This is a genomic window from Ligilactobacillus sp. 110_WCHN (assembly GCF_030518115.1).
GTDB classification, from domain to species: domain Bacteria; phylum Bacillota; class Bacilli; order Lactobacillales; family Lactobacillaceae; genus Ligilactobacillus; species Ligilactobacillus aviarius_C.
Window position 1 is genome coordinate 1 of the sequence record NZ_JAULLI010000021.1, and the last position, 15,302, is coordinate 15,302.

General features: G+C 27.5%; 8 protein-coding genes. All 8 read right to left on the minus strand.

All coding sequences use genetic code 11. The features are described from left to right. Positions 1 to 211 precede the first annotated feature (211 nt). From Q3C15_RS07180 to Q3C15_RS07215, 8 genes are read right to left on the minus strand one after another with little or no spacing between them, the layout of a single operon-like run. Positions 212 to 1,417: an MFS transporter gene (locus Q3C15_RS07180; protein ID WP_289555028.1), complete on the minus strand. Its 1,206-nt coding sequence runs from the start codon at positions 1,415 to 1,417 to the stop codon at positions 212 to 214. Positions 1,418 to 1,431: 14 nt separating this feature from the next. Continuing rightward, on the minus strand, positions 1,432 to 2,109 hold the full coding sequence (locus Q3C15_RS07185; RefSeq protein WP_289555029.1) for a 4'-phosphopantetheinyl transferase superfamily protein: 678 nt from the start codon (positions 2,107 to 2,109) through the stop codon (positions 1,432 to 1,434). Further along, positions 2,106 to 2,834, minus strand: a complete 729-nt coding sequence (locus Q3C15_RS07190) for a thioesterase II family protein (protein ID WP_302704787.1) — start codon at positions 2,832 to 2,834, stop codon at positions 2,106 to 2,108. The genes Q3C15_RS07185 and Q3C15_RS07190 overlap by 4 nt, the downstream gene beginning before the upstream one ends. A 6-nt stretch (positions 2,835 to 2,840) precedes the next feature. Then, complete coding sequence (locus Q3C15_RS07195; protein WP_289555031.1) at positions 2,841 to 3,674, minus strand: carbon-nitrogen hydrolase family protein; 834 nt, start codon at positions 3,672 to 3,674, stop codon at positions 2,841 to 2,843. Positions 3,675 to 3,692: 18 nt separating this feature from the next. Beyond that, on the minus strand, positions 3,693 to 8,576 hold the full coding sequence (locus Q3C15_RS07200) for a non-ribosomal peptide synthetase (protein WP_289555032.1): 4,884 nt from the start codon (positions 8,574 to 8,576) through the stop codon (positions 3,693 to 3,695). Continuing rightward, on the minus strand, positions 8,576 to 11,530 hold the full coding sequence (locus Q3C15_RS07205) for an AMP-binding protein (protein WP_302704788.1): 2,955 nt from the start codon (positions 11,528 to 11,530) through the stop codon (positions 8,576 to 8,578). Before Q3C15_RS07205 ends, Q3C15_RS07200 begins: the two co-directional genes overlap by 1 nt. 10 nt (positions 11,531 to 11,540) lie before the next feature. Continuing rightward, positions 11,541 to 12,806: an ATP-grasp domain-containing protein gene (locus Q3C15_RS07210; protein ID WP_289555034.1), complete on the minus strand. Its 1,266-nt coding sequence runs from the start codon at positions 12,804 to 12,806 to the stop codon at positions 11,541 to 11,543. Continuing rightward, complete coding sequence (locus tag Q3C15_RS07215; protein ID WP_289555035.1) at positions 12,806 to 15,298, minus strand: non-ribosomal peptide synthetase; 2,493 nt, start codon at positions 15,296 to 15,298, stop codon at positions 12,806 to 12,808. Before Q3C15_RS07215 ends, Q3C15_RS07210 begins: the two co-directional genes overlap by 1 nt. Between the last annotated feature and the right edge of the window lie 4 nt (positions 15,299 to 15,302).

A 15,302-nucleotide genomic window follows, 5' to 3' on the forward strand; every position in this document is an offset into this window, starting at 1 on the left:
AGTAAAAAAACATCTAGCAGAGAGTTTACTTCCACTAGACGATTCGCTACATTCAATAATCAGTAATAACTATTTATGCTTGTTTGTTTAACTAATCGTGCGCTATCAAATAGTTTACAAGCAAAGACATCCGATAATATTAAAAGATACCAATAACCAAATCTTACGATTTTAATACTTCAGAATACTCCTTGTCTATTGAAAAACAATGTCAATTTTCCATCTTTTCTACGAAACTATTTAATATAGTTAAAATTATTGCCATTAAAATTATCAAATCTATTATAATGAAACTGAATGTTTCACCATATTTGTCATTAAAGTACCCAATAGAAATCGTTAGGAGCAAATTAAATACTTGGGTCAGTCCAGAAATCAAAGAATTAATTCTACCCATAAACTTATTTTTTACGAGAATCATTAATTGAGTGTTAGTAAAGATCCTTCCAGCTGAGTTTGATAAGCCAATCGCAAATGCACAAATAAACAAAATAATTTTCTCTCTAAATAGAATTATACTCAAAAAGCTAAAAAACATCGTAGTATAAAAACATATAATCAATTTTTTAAATGTATTTTTCTTCATTAAATTATTACAAAGTATGCCAGCAATCATTCCTCCAATACCATAAACCATGTCGGTTAATCCATAATCTGAACTAGTTGCACGTAAAACATTTAATATATATCCAGGCATTGTTGCATTATATATTTGAACTATAAATAAAGGAACCATACATAAAATAGAGATTACAATTATAATTCGTTTATTTCTTAGCAAAGATATTACATCAGAAAACTTAACATTGTAAGCCTTGCCAGTAGTATTTTTAAATGCAGTATTAATTGATTGTAATTTTAATCCTAATAGACTCAATAATAATAATAATAATGAGCCTATAAGCAAAATACTGGGAAAACTAATAAATTTTAAGAGGTATCCAGTTAATCCTCCAGAAACAAACATTCCAACTTGCAAAGTTATTTCTAAAAACGAATTTACTATTCCAAAATTGCTTTCCAATACCGCACTTTGTAAGTAACTTCTCGAGGCTGAATAATAAAATAACCATCCAACGCCAAAAACAGCACTTACTAAACATATTAAAGGAAAACTAAAGCTAAATTTTATAAAAAATAAAGCAGCAGTTCCAAAAATTACTGATCTAACAAAAAGTGAAGATATAATTACTTTTTTTCTGGAAATACTATCAACTATTTTACCTGATAATGTTGTCAAGAGAAGAGTTGCAACAACATTTGATACCATAAATAACGATAAACACTCATTAGACTTGGTTTCCTGTATAACAAACCATGATGCACCTGTATTAATCATTCCAATAGAAAATGAAGAAATAATATCAATCAATAAAAATAAACGCAAATTTTTATTTCTTTTAAGTAAATTTATCATCAAGGTCATCCCTTTCATATTAAAGAATAGAAATTCAAAATATTTTTTATATCTATGATCTTTAAATCATAACTTTGTTTTTGTGATGAGCAGACCGAACAGACATAGTTATCAAAGTATAATGAAAAAAACTTATATCTAGAATTAAGTTCCCCATTTATTAATAATTGATAATCATCATTGATATTTGAAAAGGAGATCTGGTCTATCAAATTTAACCCTCTTCCATCCAATTTAAGATAACTTTCCCGAAGAGTCCATAAAAGATAAAAATAATATAGTTGTTTTTTACCTTTATATTTTGATATAATACTATTTTCTTCATTTGAAAAATATGTTTTGGATATAACTTTGAAATCTATACTTTTAACTTTTTCAATATCTATTCCTATTTTTGAATCATTAATAACACAAACAACATAACCTCCAGAATGTGAGATATTAAAATAAATATTTTTTTCATCGATAAATGGTTTCCCATACTCTGTAAAATTTAATTTAATTTGACCAATGTCCATTTTTTTAATATTCACAAGTAAATACTTAACTAACAATTCTCCTAAAGCAGTTCTTATTTTATCTTTTTCATTAATTAAATTATTTACCTTTTTTCTATTAGTTGAGGACAATCTGTCAAAAAAACTAGAAAGTTCGTCAAACTTTACATTATCAATATTAACTGCATATATCATAATTCATTTAAAAGTTGGTTTAGCTCGTCTTGAAATACTTTTTTATTATTTAAAAAGTAAAAATGACCACCCTTAAAGTACTTTTCCCCTAAGTAATGAGTTGTATATTTTCTCCAATGTTGACAATGATTCTTAACATCATAATCTGTATTCCCCACGAATACTTGTATTGGGATAGAAATTTTACAACTCTGTTTTTTTAACTTATATTTTTTAGAAATTAAAAGGTCATTTTTTATTGTAGGCAAAACCAAATCTTCCAATTGTTGCCTATGACAAAGAAGCGCTTCTTTTTCGGTTCCACCTAATTCGTATAGATATTTAAATAAATCTTTAGTGGAATCAATCTTATCATCGTAATAATTAGGGCAACTAGATGACAAGATTAACAATTTTACAAACTGAATATCATTATAAAATTTTTTAATTAACTCAAATGCGACTAAAGCACCCATACTATGTCCGAAAAAAACTGTTTCTTTTTTTTCCAGTTTCAATAACTCTTTATATATATTGGTAGATAGTGCTTCTATACTGTCTAAATTATCTTCAAAAATTCTGTCTTGTCTTCCAGGATATTGAATGCCTATACATTCAGCATTAATATTGTTATTCAATAATTCAGTATAATAATTGGCAGAACCTCCTGCATGCGGGAATACAATTATTCTCTTTGATGATTCATGATTATTGTTTATATACCTAATCCATTTATTATCGCTCAAGTTTATTTACTCCTCTAAATTAATAAAAGTGGAATTTATTGAATTGATTTCATGATATTGTTGAATATCTGTAACCATCTTTTCACTTTTCTTCGCATCAGAAATTAACCCATAATTTAATTCTTCACAAATTACCGTTTCACCAGTAAACTTAGATGAATTAATCTTTTCTCCCCATGGTGACCAAATTCCACTAAAACCACATGAATCCCATTCCCCTGTTTGACCATAGTAATTTGATAAAGCACTAAACATTCCATTATCTAAAGCACGCGCAGGGAACCAAGTACTTAACTCCCTATAGCCTGTTCCTGTACTAAATAATCCACTGACAACATAAACATCACATCCCAACTCTGCCAAAATTCTTGAATGCTCAGGGAATCCTGCATCATAACATATCCCAATTCCTATACGCCAACCTTTATAGTTTAAAATCTTAAATTTTTCTCCTCTATGGTAAATATTCTTCTCGGAATCGAAAAGAAACATTTTATCATATGTACCCTTGATTTTTCCTTGGTTATTAATAATAAATACTGAATTGTAAATTTCATTATTTTTTAATAACGGTGAACCAATAATGATATTAGTCTTGGTTTGCTTGCATATATTTGTTAACGGTATAAGTCGAGAATCTTTTTCACTTAGACAGTATTTTTGCTTATTATAACTAATTTTTTCTGGAATATATCCGGTTATAAACTTTTCAGGAAAAACAATTATATCGGCCCTTTTTGAAAAATGTTTTATTATAGAAATGGCTTTACTAATATTATTTTCTATATCACCGTCAATTGATGAAACTTGTGCCACAGCTAAGTTTAAATTCTTATCCATAAGATTTCTCTCCTGTTTCTAATCAATATTGATATCGTTTTGAATGATTTTATAAACCTCATTAGGAACGCTTTGGTTAAAATAATGACCTCCCTGGCTTATTGTTTTAAGTGTAATTTGTTGAACTACTTTCCCCCAATTTTTCCACTCTTTTTGATAATTCGTAGTTAATGTATCGTCTTGAGCAATAACGACCTTTGTTGGGACCTGTTTGATCAAACTTTCTTTACATGAAGATAATTTATAAAGATATTTATTTAATTCGATTGAATCGTTTTTAAAAGCTTTAACAAGATTGTTTCGAAATTCTTTAGGATATTTAGATGTAATGCTAGTCTCATTCCATTGAGCATACAGATCAGATATATCATTAAACTTTAAATTTCTAGCATTCTCGATAGTATTGTTTATATCATCTTTATTTGTTAGCAATTTACCTGCAATATAAAGTCTTTTAATACAAATATTTTCATTTTTTAATAATCTGTCAGTTATTTTAATAGCTAAAGCAGAGCCAATACAATGTCCCCATATATATAAATTTTTATTTTTAAATTTATATTTTATTTCATCTACAATATGATTTACCATTTCTTCAAATGAAAGTAACTTTTCATTTGAAAGGTTGGGATCATGGCCAGGAAATTCGACTGCATGTATCGCAACATTAGAATAATTATTTTCGAATTCACGAGCAATTTTTAAAAAGTTAACAGCATTTCCTCCAGCGTATGGTATAAATAAAACATTATTAGTACATTCAGTATTTTTACTTAAGCATTGAATTAAATTATGTTGATCAAGTTTCTCTTTACTAACGGTTTCACCATCTAACTCCTTAGCCAACAATTTTGCAGTCGAATTCTTCATTAGTTGTTTTAAGGTAACTCGATTACCCAATAAGGCTGACACTTTAATTAATAAAAGAGAATTACCACCAATATCAAAAAAATCATCAGAATCTTTGATTTTTGAACAAGGAATTTCTAAAACCTTACTCCATACCTGTTTAACTAGTGTTAAATTTTTATTAGAGGTTGAACTGTTTATATCCTCTTCATCAAATTTAACTTTGTCTTTTTTAACAGTAAAATAGTAATCTTTTTTTAAGGTTTTTATTGTTTCGTCTAATACCTTAGGTGATTCTTTAGATTGATTAACCATTTTTTCTAATATACTAATTAAAATATTTCCAAAGAATTTTATATCATTAAGTGAATATTCAGATGTATGATAATGTAAACTTAATTCAATTTCATCAGTGTAAAAATGTCTAGAATATTCAACTCGTAACGGGAATTCAGTAATTGCTGCAGCACGCACATCAATTAATTCAAACCCTTCCAATTTTCTTAATTCTTTTAAGGAATAAAAATGCGTAAAATTAAATACACTTTCAAAAAGTTTACCCTTTTTGGAATTATCTTGCATAATCTTAGCCATTGGATATCTCCTATGTGGTAGTACCTCCCCCTCAGTTTTATAGACTTTCTTAATAAGTTCTTCCCATGTTTTGCAATTTTCAATATTAATTCTAAATGGCATTGTATTAAGAAATACTCCTAATGCTTTATCTGCATCTTGAAGCTCAGGCCTTCCGCCAATTTCATAACCAGTAAATACATCACTATTCTGAGTTAACAAAGAAATAAATTTAATATGGGAGGCCAATAGCACATCTTTTACAGGAATACCTAAGTTATTGGCTAAATCGATAATTTTATCGGATAGACCTTCAGGTAATGGAATATCCTCAAATATAACCTCATTTCCACGGTGAACTTTTTCCTCTCTTGACCTTAATAGTTTTCCTGAAGGCATATTTACCAAATATTGTTTCCAAAACTTATTTTCGTCTGATGATTCAATAGCTTTCTTTTCAAGGTAAATAAAGTTTCTATTATTGTTATTATTTGCTAACTTATCTGTAATATTTTTATTTTTTAACAAACTAAAATATGTCTTAAACAAAAAAGTATGCACTAAGTTCATACTCCAACCATCTAAAGCAGAATTATGTTGACTAATACTATATTTATACGTATCATCATCTAATAAATGAATATGAAACTGCACAAGTCCAGGCTTACTCCATTCAAACCCCCTATGTTGTTCTCTCCAGAACCATTCATCATATGCTTTATCTTTTTCTTCTTTTGAGCTTAATCCGCGTAAATCGTAGATATTTAAAGGTAACCTATCTATTTTTTTATAAACAAGTTGTAAGTATTCTGAATAGTTAGTTAAATCATAACTTGTTCTAAAGATAGGTTGAGATTCTACCAACAATTTAATTGCTTTTTTAAAAACTGGAATATTTAATTTACCATTTATGGTATATGAAACAATATCATGATAATTGTTTTGGCCTGTCATTGTCATACTCTGATAAACTAATCCTGATTGTAAGTACGACATTGGATAGGCATCTTCAATATTTTCATTTTTTATGACTTTTTCTTTATCTTCATCTTTAATCATTGAAAATGGTTTTATATCATTATTTTTAATAAGAGATGCAACTTCCCCCTTGTGCTTTAATAACTGTTCTATAGTTGGATATTTGAACAATTGTTGGGAAGTGAAATTAAGCCCTTTTTTCTTAGCTTTTGCAAGAACAGAAACAAAATTGATTGAATTGCCACCTAACGAGAAGAAATTATCATTAATTCCTATTCCTTTAACATTCAATACTTTCTCCCAAATATTAACTAAAATCTTTTCTTCTTCCGTTTTAGCCAATTTTTTATTACCTGTATTTACATTATGCGTTAATTCTAATAGCTTATTTTTATCAACTTTACCATTAGACTTTAAAGGTATTTCAGAAACTTTATATATAGAATCAGGAATCATATGATTTGGAAGATACTTTTTTAAATCCCTTTTTACATCCTGATTATTAATCTCTTTATTTAAAACAACAAACCCATAAAGATGCACAATATTGTCTTTTAGTTTTTTGGAAACTATAACGGATTGATCTACATAACTTATGTTATTTAAGGCTTTTTCTATTTCTCCTAATTCTGTTCTAATACCTCTAATCTTTACTTGATCATCGTTTCTACCATGATACTCAATATTGCCGTCGCTTCTTAATCTAGCTAAATCTCCAGTGAAATATATATTACTTTCTTTATCTATCCTAGGAATATATCTAAAGGATTTATTAGTTTTTTCAACATTGTTTACATATCCTTGTGCAACACCCAAGCCAGCAATACATAATTCACCAATCATTCCTACCGGACAAAGCTCTTCTTTTTTATTAATAATGTATAATCTATAATTATCTATTGGTTTCCCAATAACAACAGGGTTTTCATTTTCGTTTACATTATGGAAAGTTGCATCAATTGTAGCCTCTGTTGGCCCATATAGATTGACGAGTCTCGTAATTTTAGTAAATTGCTTATAGAATTTTTTGACATGAGACGGTAAAAGAGCTTCTCCACTACAGAAAACAAATTTCAATGATGGTAAAGCTATATTAGCACTTTCTAAATATTCTAAAAACACATTTAACATCGAAGGAACAAAATGCATAACAGTGACCTTATAATTTTTCACTGTGTTCAAAATAAATTCCGGATCTGACTCTTTTTTTGAAGGTAAAATAACAAGTTGAGAATCTGAAAAAATCCACAAAAGTAATTCCCATACTGAAACGTCAAAAGTCATAGGCGTTTTGTGAAGAATAACATCTTTCCGAGAAATTTTATACTGCTTACTCATCCATTGAATTCTATTAATAACACTTTCCTGCTTTATGCATACTCCTTTTGGAATTCCAGTCGATCCGGAAGTAAAAATAATATATGCGATTGATTGAGAATCAATATGAACTTTTTCATACTTATATGTACTTTTAACAGCTTTGTCAAGACTAATCTTTCCATCTATAGTTAAAGACGATATCTTTTTTTCGTCTTCATAAATAACCATATCCATATTACACTGTTTTATAATCGTATTATTTCTGTCAATTGGAGAATCTACATCTAGCGGAATATAGCATTTTCCAGATCTTAATATTCCAATAATTGCACATAAATAATTAAATGATTTTTGCATAAAAACCCCAATTTTATTTGCAGAAGTGTTTTCCAAAAATGCAGCAATTTTTTGAGATTTTCTATTTAATTCTTCAACGGAATATTTTTTACCATCAAAATAAATTGATCCGGTATTACGTTCTAATTTTTCATCTAATAACTCAGGTAAGGTTTTAAATATAGAAATATTAGTGTTAGTTGTATTGTTTAATTCCTTATATTTACAAATATCTGAATGTGTTAACAAGTTTAACTTTTCAATATTATCAATCTGTTTGCTTTGTTGAATAATTTGTTGAATTCTCTTGGATATTTGAACTATACTTTCTTCAAAATATAATCCCTTATTACCATATACATTTAATGATTTGTTTTTTAAATCAAATTCAAAAGTCAATAAACTCTTGTTTGATGTTTTAGCAAAACTTACAGTAGTATAATTTTTGTTTTTTACATATAAGTCAAACGGAAACTTAGAATTTTTTTGGATTTTATTAATGTTAATTAATATATTATCTTTAAGTTTAGAAAAGCTATCAACGGAAATATTAATACTTAATGGGTATTTATTCCCATTTTTGTCAACATATTCAAGAAATATTTTATCTTCTTCATTATTATTAGACATATAGATAAGAACAGCAACAGCTGCTAAACATGTAGGTTCATCTATCCTATCATTTAATAAAACCTGATGTTGAAAGGAATCATTACTTTTAGACTCATTAGCATAATCATTTAAATAGATAACTTGATTAAAGTATCTTAAATACTCTTTCCAAAACTTGTTTTCTTTTGGCATTAATTTTGCAAGTAATTTCTTTTGACCTAAAGTTGTTTGCATTAATATAAACCTCCTTTTAAAATTTCATGACAAACAAAATCTTCATTGGTTTGATTCCAATTTCCATTACAAAAAGCATTCAATACTGATATAAATATTTGAATGATACTTTTAATAGTTTCTTGTTCAAATAAACCAGACAAATATTCACAATCAAGATTTAATATGTTTTCATTTCTATATATTTGTAAATTAATCGTAGCCATCCCATCTTTAGGAGATATAGGTTTAACAAGAAGTTTTTTATGCTGTAGCATATCTGATTTTATAAATTTCGAAGAATGATATGCAATTAACGGCATACTGTTCAATTGTTTTTCATCAATAATTTCATGCAGTTTTTCAAAAGAGATATACGCGTTCTGCTCAGAATTTCTAATTTCTCTAACTAATTTTTCCACATATTTATAGAAAAACTCGTCTGAAAGAAAATCTGATCGAATCCACAATGTCTTTGTTCTCATGTTTAAATTATCATTATAAAAATCATCCCTATAAGGTGTCATAAACATTGATGTAGACTCACCACTAATAATCGAAAGCGTTATACCAAATATTGTAGACAGTCCTTCAAACGGCGTCATTCTCATATCTTTACATTTATTTAAAAAATTATCGGTTATTTTTTCTGATAGTTGATATTTATAAATATTATTGGTTAAACTTTCTCCATTATCAAAATCATATGGCAATCTCCCTAACGATAAATTTTTGAATTTATTCTGCCAAAAATTTAAAATCTCATCTGTATCAAAATTAATGTTTGTTATCAGATTATTATTCGATATAAGTTGTTGTTCTTTATTCTCCAATTGGTTAAAAAATACTTGTAATACGTTTTCCAAAACTTTACCATCTACAATAATGTGGTGAAAATCCATAAAAATCCATTTATTATCCCCATCACATATAATTTTAAATCTATATAATGGTCCTTTTTCTAAATTAAATGGAATAATGAGACTTTCAACATTTAACTTTTCATTTAATATCTCAACACTAAAATCCGTATTGTTCTTAACAAAAACATTTGAATTCTTTATTTGAAATGTCTGATTTAACTGAGTAATGTTTTCAACGACCTTCTTTAGAGAGTTAATAATTATGTTATTGTCTAAATTAGTGTCAATTTGAAATATAATAGGTATATTGTATTTAGTAGAATTTGGATTATTGATATAGTCTATAAAGTAAGACTTTTGATAATCCGTTATTCTTTCTATATTGTTTGAATCTACATTATTCTTTTTATTTCTTCTTTTATTCTTAATTAACTTTTTCAACTCGTTCACAGTCGGATTCATTAAAATATCTATTGCTGTTACATTGATGTCATAATTTTTTTCAATATCGTTTGCAATATACATTGCAGTTAAAGAATCAACACCTAAATTAAAAAAAGAAACGTCTTTATTTTCTGAGAAATTAGGAATATACTTTTTTACTATGTCTTTTAACTTATTATTGTTAGTATCTTTAAAATCTTTTACCTTTGATTGGATCATTTGTTTTAATTGTTTGTAATCTTTTTTTCCATTTTTATTAAGCGGTATTTCGTCCAAAATAATTACACTTGTTAAGTTGATAAATGGTGGCAATTTCTTTCGAATTTCTTTAATAAGTTGTGTCTTTGAACCCGTATAGTGATTACTTGTCGTAACATACGCATATAAAGACTTCACTCCATTGTTTTCTAAAGACAATACCGCACTGTCATTAATAAAATCTAACTGATTTAATCGATTTTCAACATCAGATAACTCGATCCTAAAACCATGTATTTTAAATTGTCTATCTTTTCTGCCACAAAAGATTAAATCTCCATTTAAGTCTTTTTTTACCAAATCTCCTGTACGATAAACCAAATTATCTTCAAATTTTATAAAACTTCTGATATTTTCCTCGGGGTTATTTATATATCCTTCTGAAACTCCGTCGCCGCCAATAAATAACTCGCCTATTTTATTAGCTTCGTTTATAACTTTCATGTTATTATCAACAATGTACACGCTAACATTATTCAACGGTTTTCCTATTGGTACCTTTTTATCATTAACAGGTTTAGTTACCCTATACATTGTTGAAAATGTAGTACATTCAGTTGGACCATATCCATTAAATATAGAAATATTTTTATTTTTCTGGACAATTCTATTTACGCTTTCTACATCAACTTCATCTCCACCAACAATAAGTTGTTTAATATTTTCAAATGTTTCTGGGAAAATAGAAATCCCTTTAAATAAAGGTGATGTAAGCCACAATGAGTTGACTTTGTTTTTATTAATCATTTGTTTTAAATAATGGTGATCTGTTATCTTATTGGTATCTGCTAAAACCAACGTCCCACCGTGCAAAAGTGTACCCCAAATTTCAAATGTTGCTGCATCAAATGTTAACGCTCCAGTTTGCAAAAAACATGTTTTATCATCAAAATTAACGATGTCTTGGTTTAATACAAGGTTTAGAATACTTTTCTGTGATATTTTTACTCCCTTAGGTATCCCAGTTGTACCTGAAGTAAACATAATATATGCAATGAAATCTTTATCGTTACGGCACTTTTTACTCTTTATTTTTAATAACCCACTTTGGCTATCAATGATTTTATTAACTTTTATTCCACTAATATTTTCATCATCTGTACACGTAATAGAAGAAGAAACCTGTTTTTGTATTTCATTATAATATTGCGTTCCCTTACTTATATCTACTGGAATATAAGTGGCATTTAACTTTATTAACGAAATCATTGAAATAATACATTCCAACTTCTCTTTGAAAGCCAGTATAACTTTTTCTCCTTCACGAACTCCTTGACTACTTAAATAATTAGCTATACCATCAGACTGTCTATCGATCTCCGCATAGGTATAGTTTTCATCACCACTAATAATTGCAATGTTATCTTTAAATTTAATAAAATTTTCATTTAAGACGTCTCTCATTATCATAATTATGCCCCTAATCAAATTTACTTAATTTTAATTGAAAGAGATTATTCACGTTATTTATTATTTTCTCCATTTCCTTAGTATTTTCTGCGCTTCCGTAAACAATCCCACAATGATTCTGCGTACCCTTTGATGAGTCTAAAATATCCCCTATATTTTTCGTTAATTGTACTAATTGAACACCTTTTGCCTCTTTTATTTCCTCTAATCCACATATATTTTTAATTTTAAATTTTCCTTCTGGCGCATGTAAAAAATATTGAAATACTTTTTGTGTTTTTTTATTGTTAAAAAAACTTTTATTTAAGGATGGTAGTGGGAATTTTAAAATATTTTCCATAGCAATTTTAACCATGTCCATTCCCGTTAAACGTTTGATTAACTCTGGTACATATCCTCCTAATCGATAATTCACTTCAATTATTTCCGGTCCATTAACTGCTAATTTAATTTCAGTGTGTGTTATTCCATTCTTAATATTCAACGCTTTAATAGCATTACTCTCTAACTTTAAAATTTTTTGTGTTAGTTCATCAGGTGCTTCAAAAGGTAAAAACATTCCTGTTTCAGAATAATTATTTAACTGAGGAAATTTACCTGTAATACAAATTTGGATAGATTTTCCATCTAAATGTATTGTTTCAACAGATACATAATTACCACAGAAATTTTTCTCATTTTTCATATTATCCGGAATATACTCTTCAATAAAAAATTCGATGTTTTTATCCAGAGACATAAGTAACACTTCTAGTTCCTTTTTTGAATTAACTTTATTTACTAGTAGACTTCCTGCACCTTTACAAGGTTTAACGATTGCGGGATATTTATTCCATTTGTTAATATCAAAAGTTAGTTTATCTACTAACTGACATTGAATATTACTTACTCCTTGTTTATTAAGTTTTTTTCTTTGGAAATATTTATTTGTAACCTCATTTACATTGACTGAATCAAAGTTATCCATCCCAAGCATATTTGAATACTTAATAACATTTTGCATTTGGTATTCACTAAAAGTTAATATGCCACTTAATTTTTCCTTTTTTAAAACTTCGAAAATCTCTTGCTCACTTAAACCATCAACATCTATCACTTCTATATTTTTCTGAATTGATAAAATATCTAGCTGATTAATGTCATACTTGGACAAGTTAGGTTTATTTACTACAAAAACAATCTCACACAAATCAATTGAAGCTGCATAGATAGAGAGAGGAGAAGCAGATCCAACATCATAAAAAATTCCTAATCGTTTTCCTTCATTACTATCCATTAGAACTTACTCTCCTTTATAAATTTCTCCATTTCCTCGGGCGAAGAGTTAACATAAATGTCTTTTAATTTGATATTTTCATATCCCAAATGATGTAAAGTGCTCAGTAATTCAACTGCTAATAACGAATTTCCTCCAACATCAAAGAAATGATCATTTGCTGAAATATTTTTCTTTAGTACGTTACTCCAAATACTAATAAATTTATTTGACTCTTTTTTCTCTTTATAAAAATCATTTTTCTCTAATAATTTTTCCTTATCAATTTTTCCATTTAAAGTCGTAGGAAATTCTTTGACTTTAATTATTTGTGAGGGAATCATGTAACTTGGCAATAACTTTTGTAGGTTCTGATTTATTTTATCTTTAGAAATATAGCCTTTAAAATATGCAATAATTTCTTTATTTAAATCTGTATTTTCATTTTTCACAGTGACAAATGCACTTTCCACGTTTGTAATATTCTCAATAGCATTTAATATTTCGTTTAACTCTATACGATATCCCCTAATTTTTACTTGATTATCAATCCTTCCGCAATAGTCAATATCTCCATTGGGGTGCATTAAACCAAGGTCTCCACTTCTATACCAAATATGATCTCCTTCTTTTACAAATTTTTCTTTATTTAACTTTTTTAAATTTAAATAACCATTTGTTATACCTACTCCACTTACCCAGATTTCTCCTTTCATACCATATAAACAAGGGGCCCCGTTATCTTTACGTATCGAAAGATTCCATCCTGGTAAACCTTTTCCTATACTATCCGAATAAATATTTTTTCTAGTTAATTGCCTATACGTTGCATGCACGGTTGTTTCAGTTATTCCATACATATTAAACACTTTACATAATGATGAAGGATGTCGTTCAAACCAACTGGTTAAATAATTACCATTAAGTTTTTCCCCACCAAAGATTATTAAGCGAATATCAAGTTTTTCTTTATATTCATTATCAATTTTATTCAAGATAAAAAAGGCAGACGGAGTTTGATTTAAAATCGTAACATGATTTTTGATTAAACAATTATAAAATTCATATGTAGACTTAGCTATATCTCTAGAAATAACAACTAAATGAGCTCCATTTAAAAGACATCCCCACATTTCCCAAACAGAAAAATCAAATGAGTAAGAATGAAACATTGACCAAACATCTGAAGATTTTAATTCAATTATATTTCGTACAGAAAGCACTAAATTTAATACATTTTTTAATGGGACTTCAACCCCTTTAGGTTTTCCGGTTGTTCCAGATGTGTATATGATATATTTCGCTTTATTCATTCTATAATTGTTTAATTTTTTAAAAATTGTATTTTTATCAATTAATTTTTTTACCTTTAAAACGTTTAAATCTTTTATATTCAAACATCTATCTGTTATGACGAACTGCGCTTTTGAATCATCAATAATATAGCTTATACGTTTTAATGGGTAATTTGGATCTACAGGTACATATGTAGCTCCACATTTTACAACTCCAAGAATAATTGGAATTAAAAACGAATTTTGAGTTACTGAAATTACCACTTTATCCGATTCTTTCACTCCGTTTTTAATCAAATTATTTGCAATTGTGTCACTAAGTTTATCTAGTTCTTTATACGATAAAATAAAATTAGTATTTGTATCTGAAACAGCAATTTTGCTGCTGTTTTCTAACACTATGCGTTCCCAATAACTAGACAAATTTTCTTTATAATTAATATTTTTACTTATGTATGTTGCTATACAATTTTTATCGTTACTTATCTCTTTTGAACTTTTATAAATTTGTTCAAATAAAGAAATAAATCCTATCCACTCTTTTTCCTTAAAATCGTACAGCGTTTTTATTGTAAATTTTGTTATGATATTTTCTTTTGTTGAAACAATTATTTCAAATTTTTTTCGGGGAAATACACAAGGATCGTAATCACAATTTTTTTCAAGACTTGTAGAAACAACTTCGAGATTCTGATTTATATAATTTTCAATTTCATTTTTATCCTTGTTGTATGTATACGATTGAAGTGTTTGTATAAGAGATGTTTTAATCTTCTTTAGGTTATACTTATATCCATCCAAATTAACATTTGAATATAATGCATTTTGATTGTTACTATATGTAGCATTATATTCATGAGGCACTTTATCAAAAGTGAGTTCTTTTTGGTAAATCATTTTATCGAAAATCTTTTTAAACTGTAAGAATGGAACTGATTTACTATTTGCAGTTAAAATCAAACATGCATTGTTATTTTTGTATGTATATAAAGTAATCCTTATCCCTTTTGAGAAACCTATAGTCCTTTTCTTTTCTATTTCGATTTTTTCTTGATAATCATCAAAACATTTGCATCTTTTTATATAACAATTAAAATAATTTAAACTGCCTAATCTTTTTATATATTCAATAATTTTAGATATATTTTCCTGATTTGTATAACACATACTAAACATTTGAGTTGATGACAAATTAATATCATTACTTATTTTTCTCATATTC

Coding starts and splice junctions, on each gene's coding strand:
- Q3C15_RS07180 (WP_289555028.1), bottom strand. CDS start 1,417: ATGATAAATTTACTTAAAAGAAATAAAAATTTGCGTTTATTTTTATTG.
- Q3C15_RS07185 (WP_289555029.1), bottom strand. CDS start 2,109: ATGATATATGCAGTTAATATTGATAATGTAAAGTTTGACGAACTTTCT.
- Q3C15_RS07195 (WP_289555031.1), bottom strand. CDS start 3,674: ATGGATAAGAATTTAAACTTAGCTGTGGCACAAGTTTCATCAATTGAC.
- Q3C15_RS07200 (WP_289555032.1), bottom strand. CDS start 8,576: ATGCAAACAACTTTAGGTCAAAAGAAATTACTTGCAAAATTAATGCCA.
- Q3C15_RS07205 (WP_302704788.1), bottom strand. CDS start 11,530: ATGATAATGAGAGACGTCTTAAATGAAAATTTTATTAAATTTAAAGAT.
- Q3C15_RS07210 (WP_289555034.1), bottom strand. CDS start 12,806: ATGGATAGTAATGAAGGAAAACGATTAGGAATTTTTTATGATGTTGGA.
- Q3C15_RS07215 (WP_289555035.1), bottom strand. CDS start 15,298: ATGAGAAAAATAAGTAATGATATTAATTTGTCATCAACTCAAATGTTT.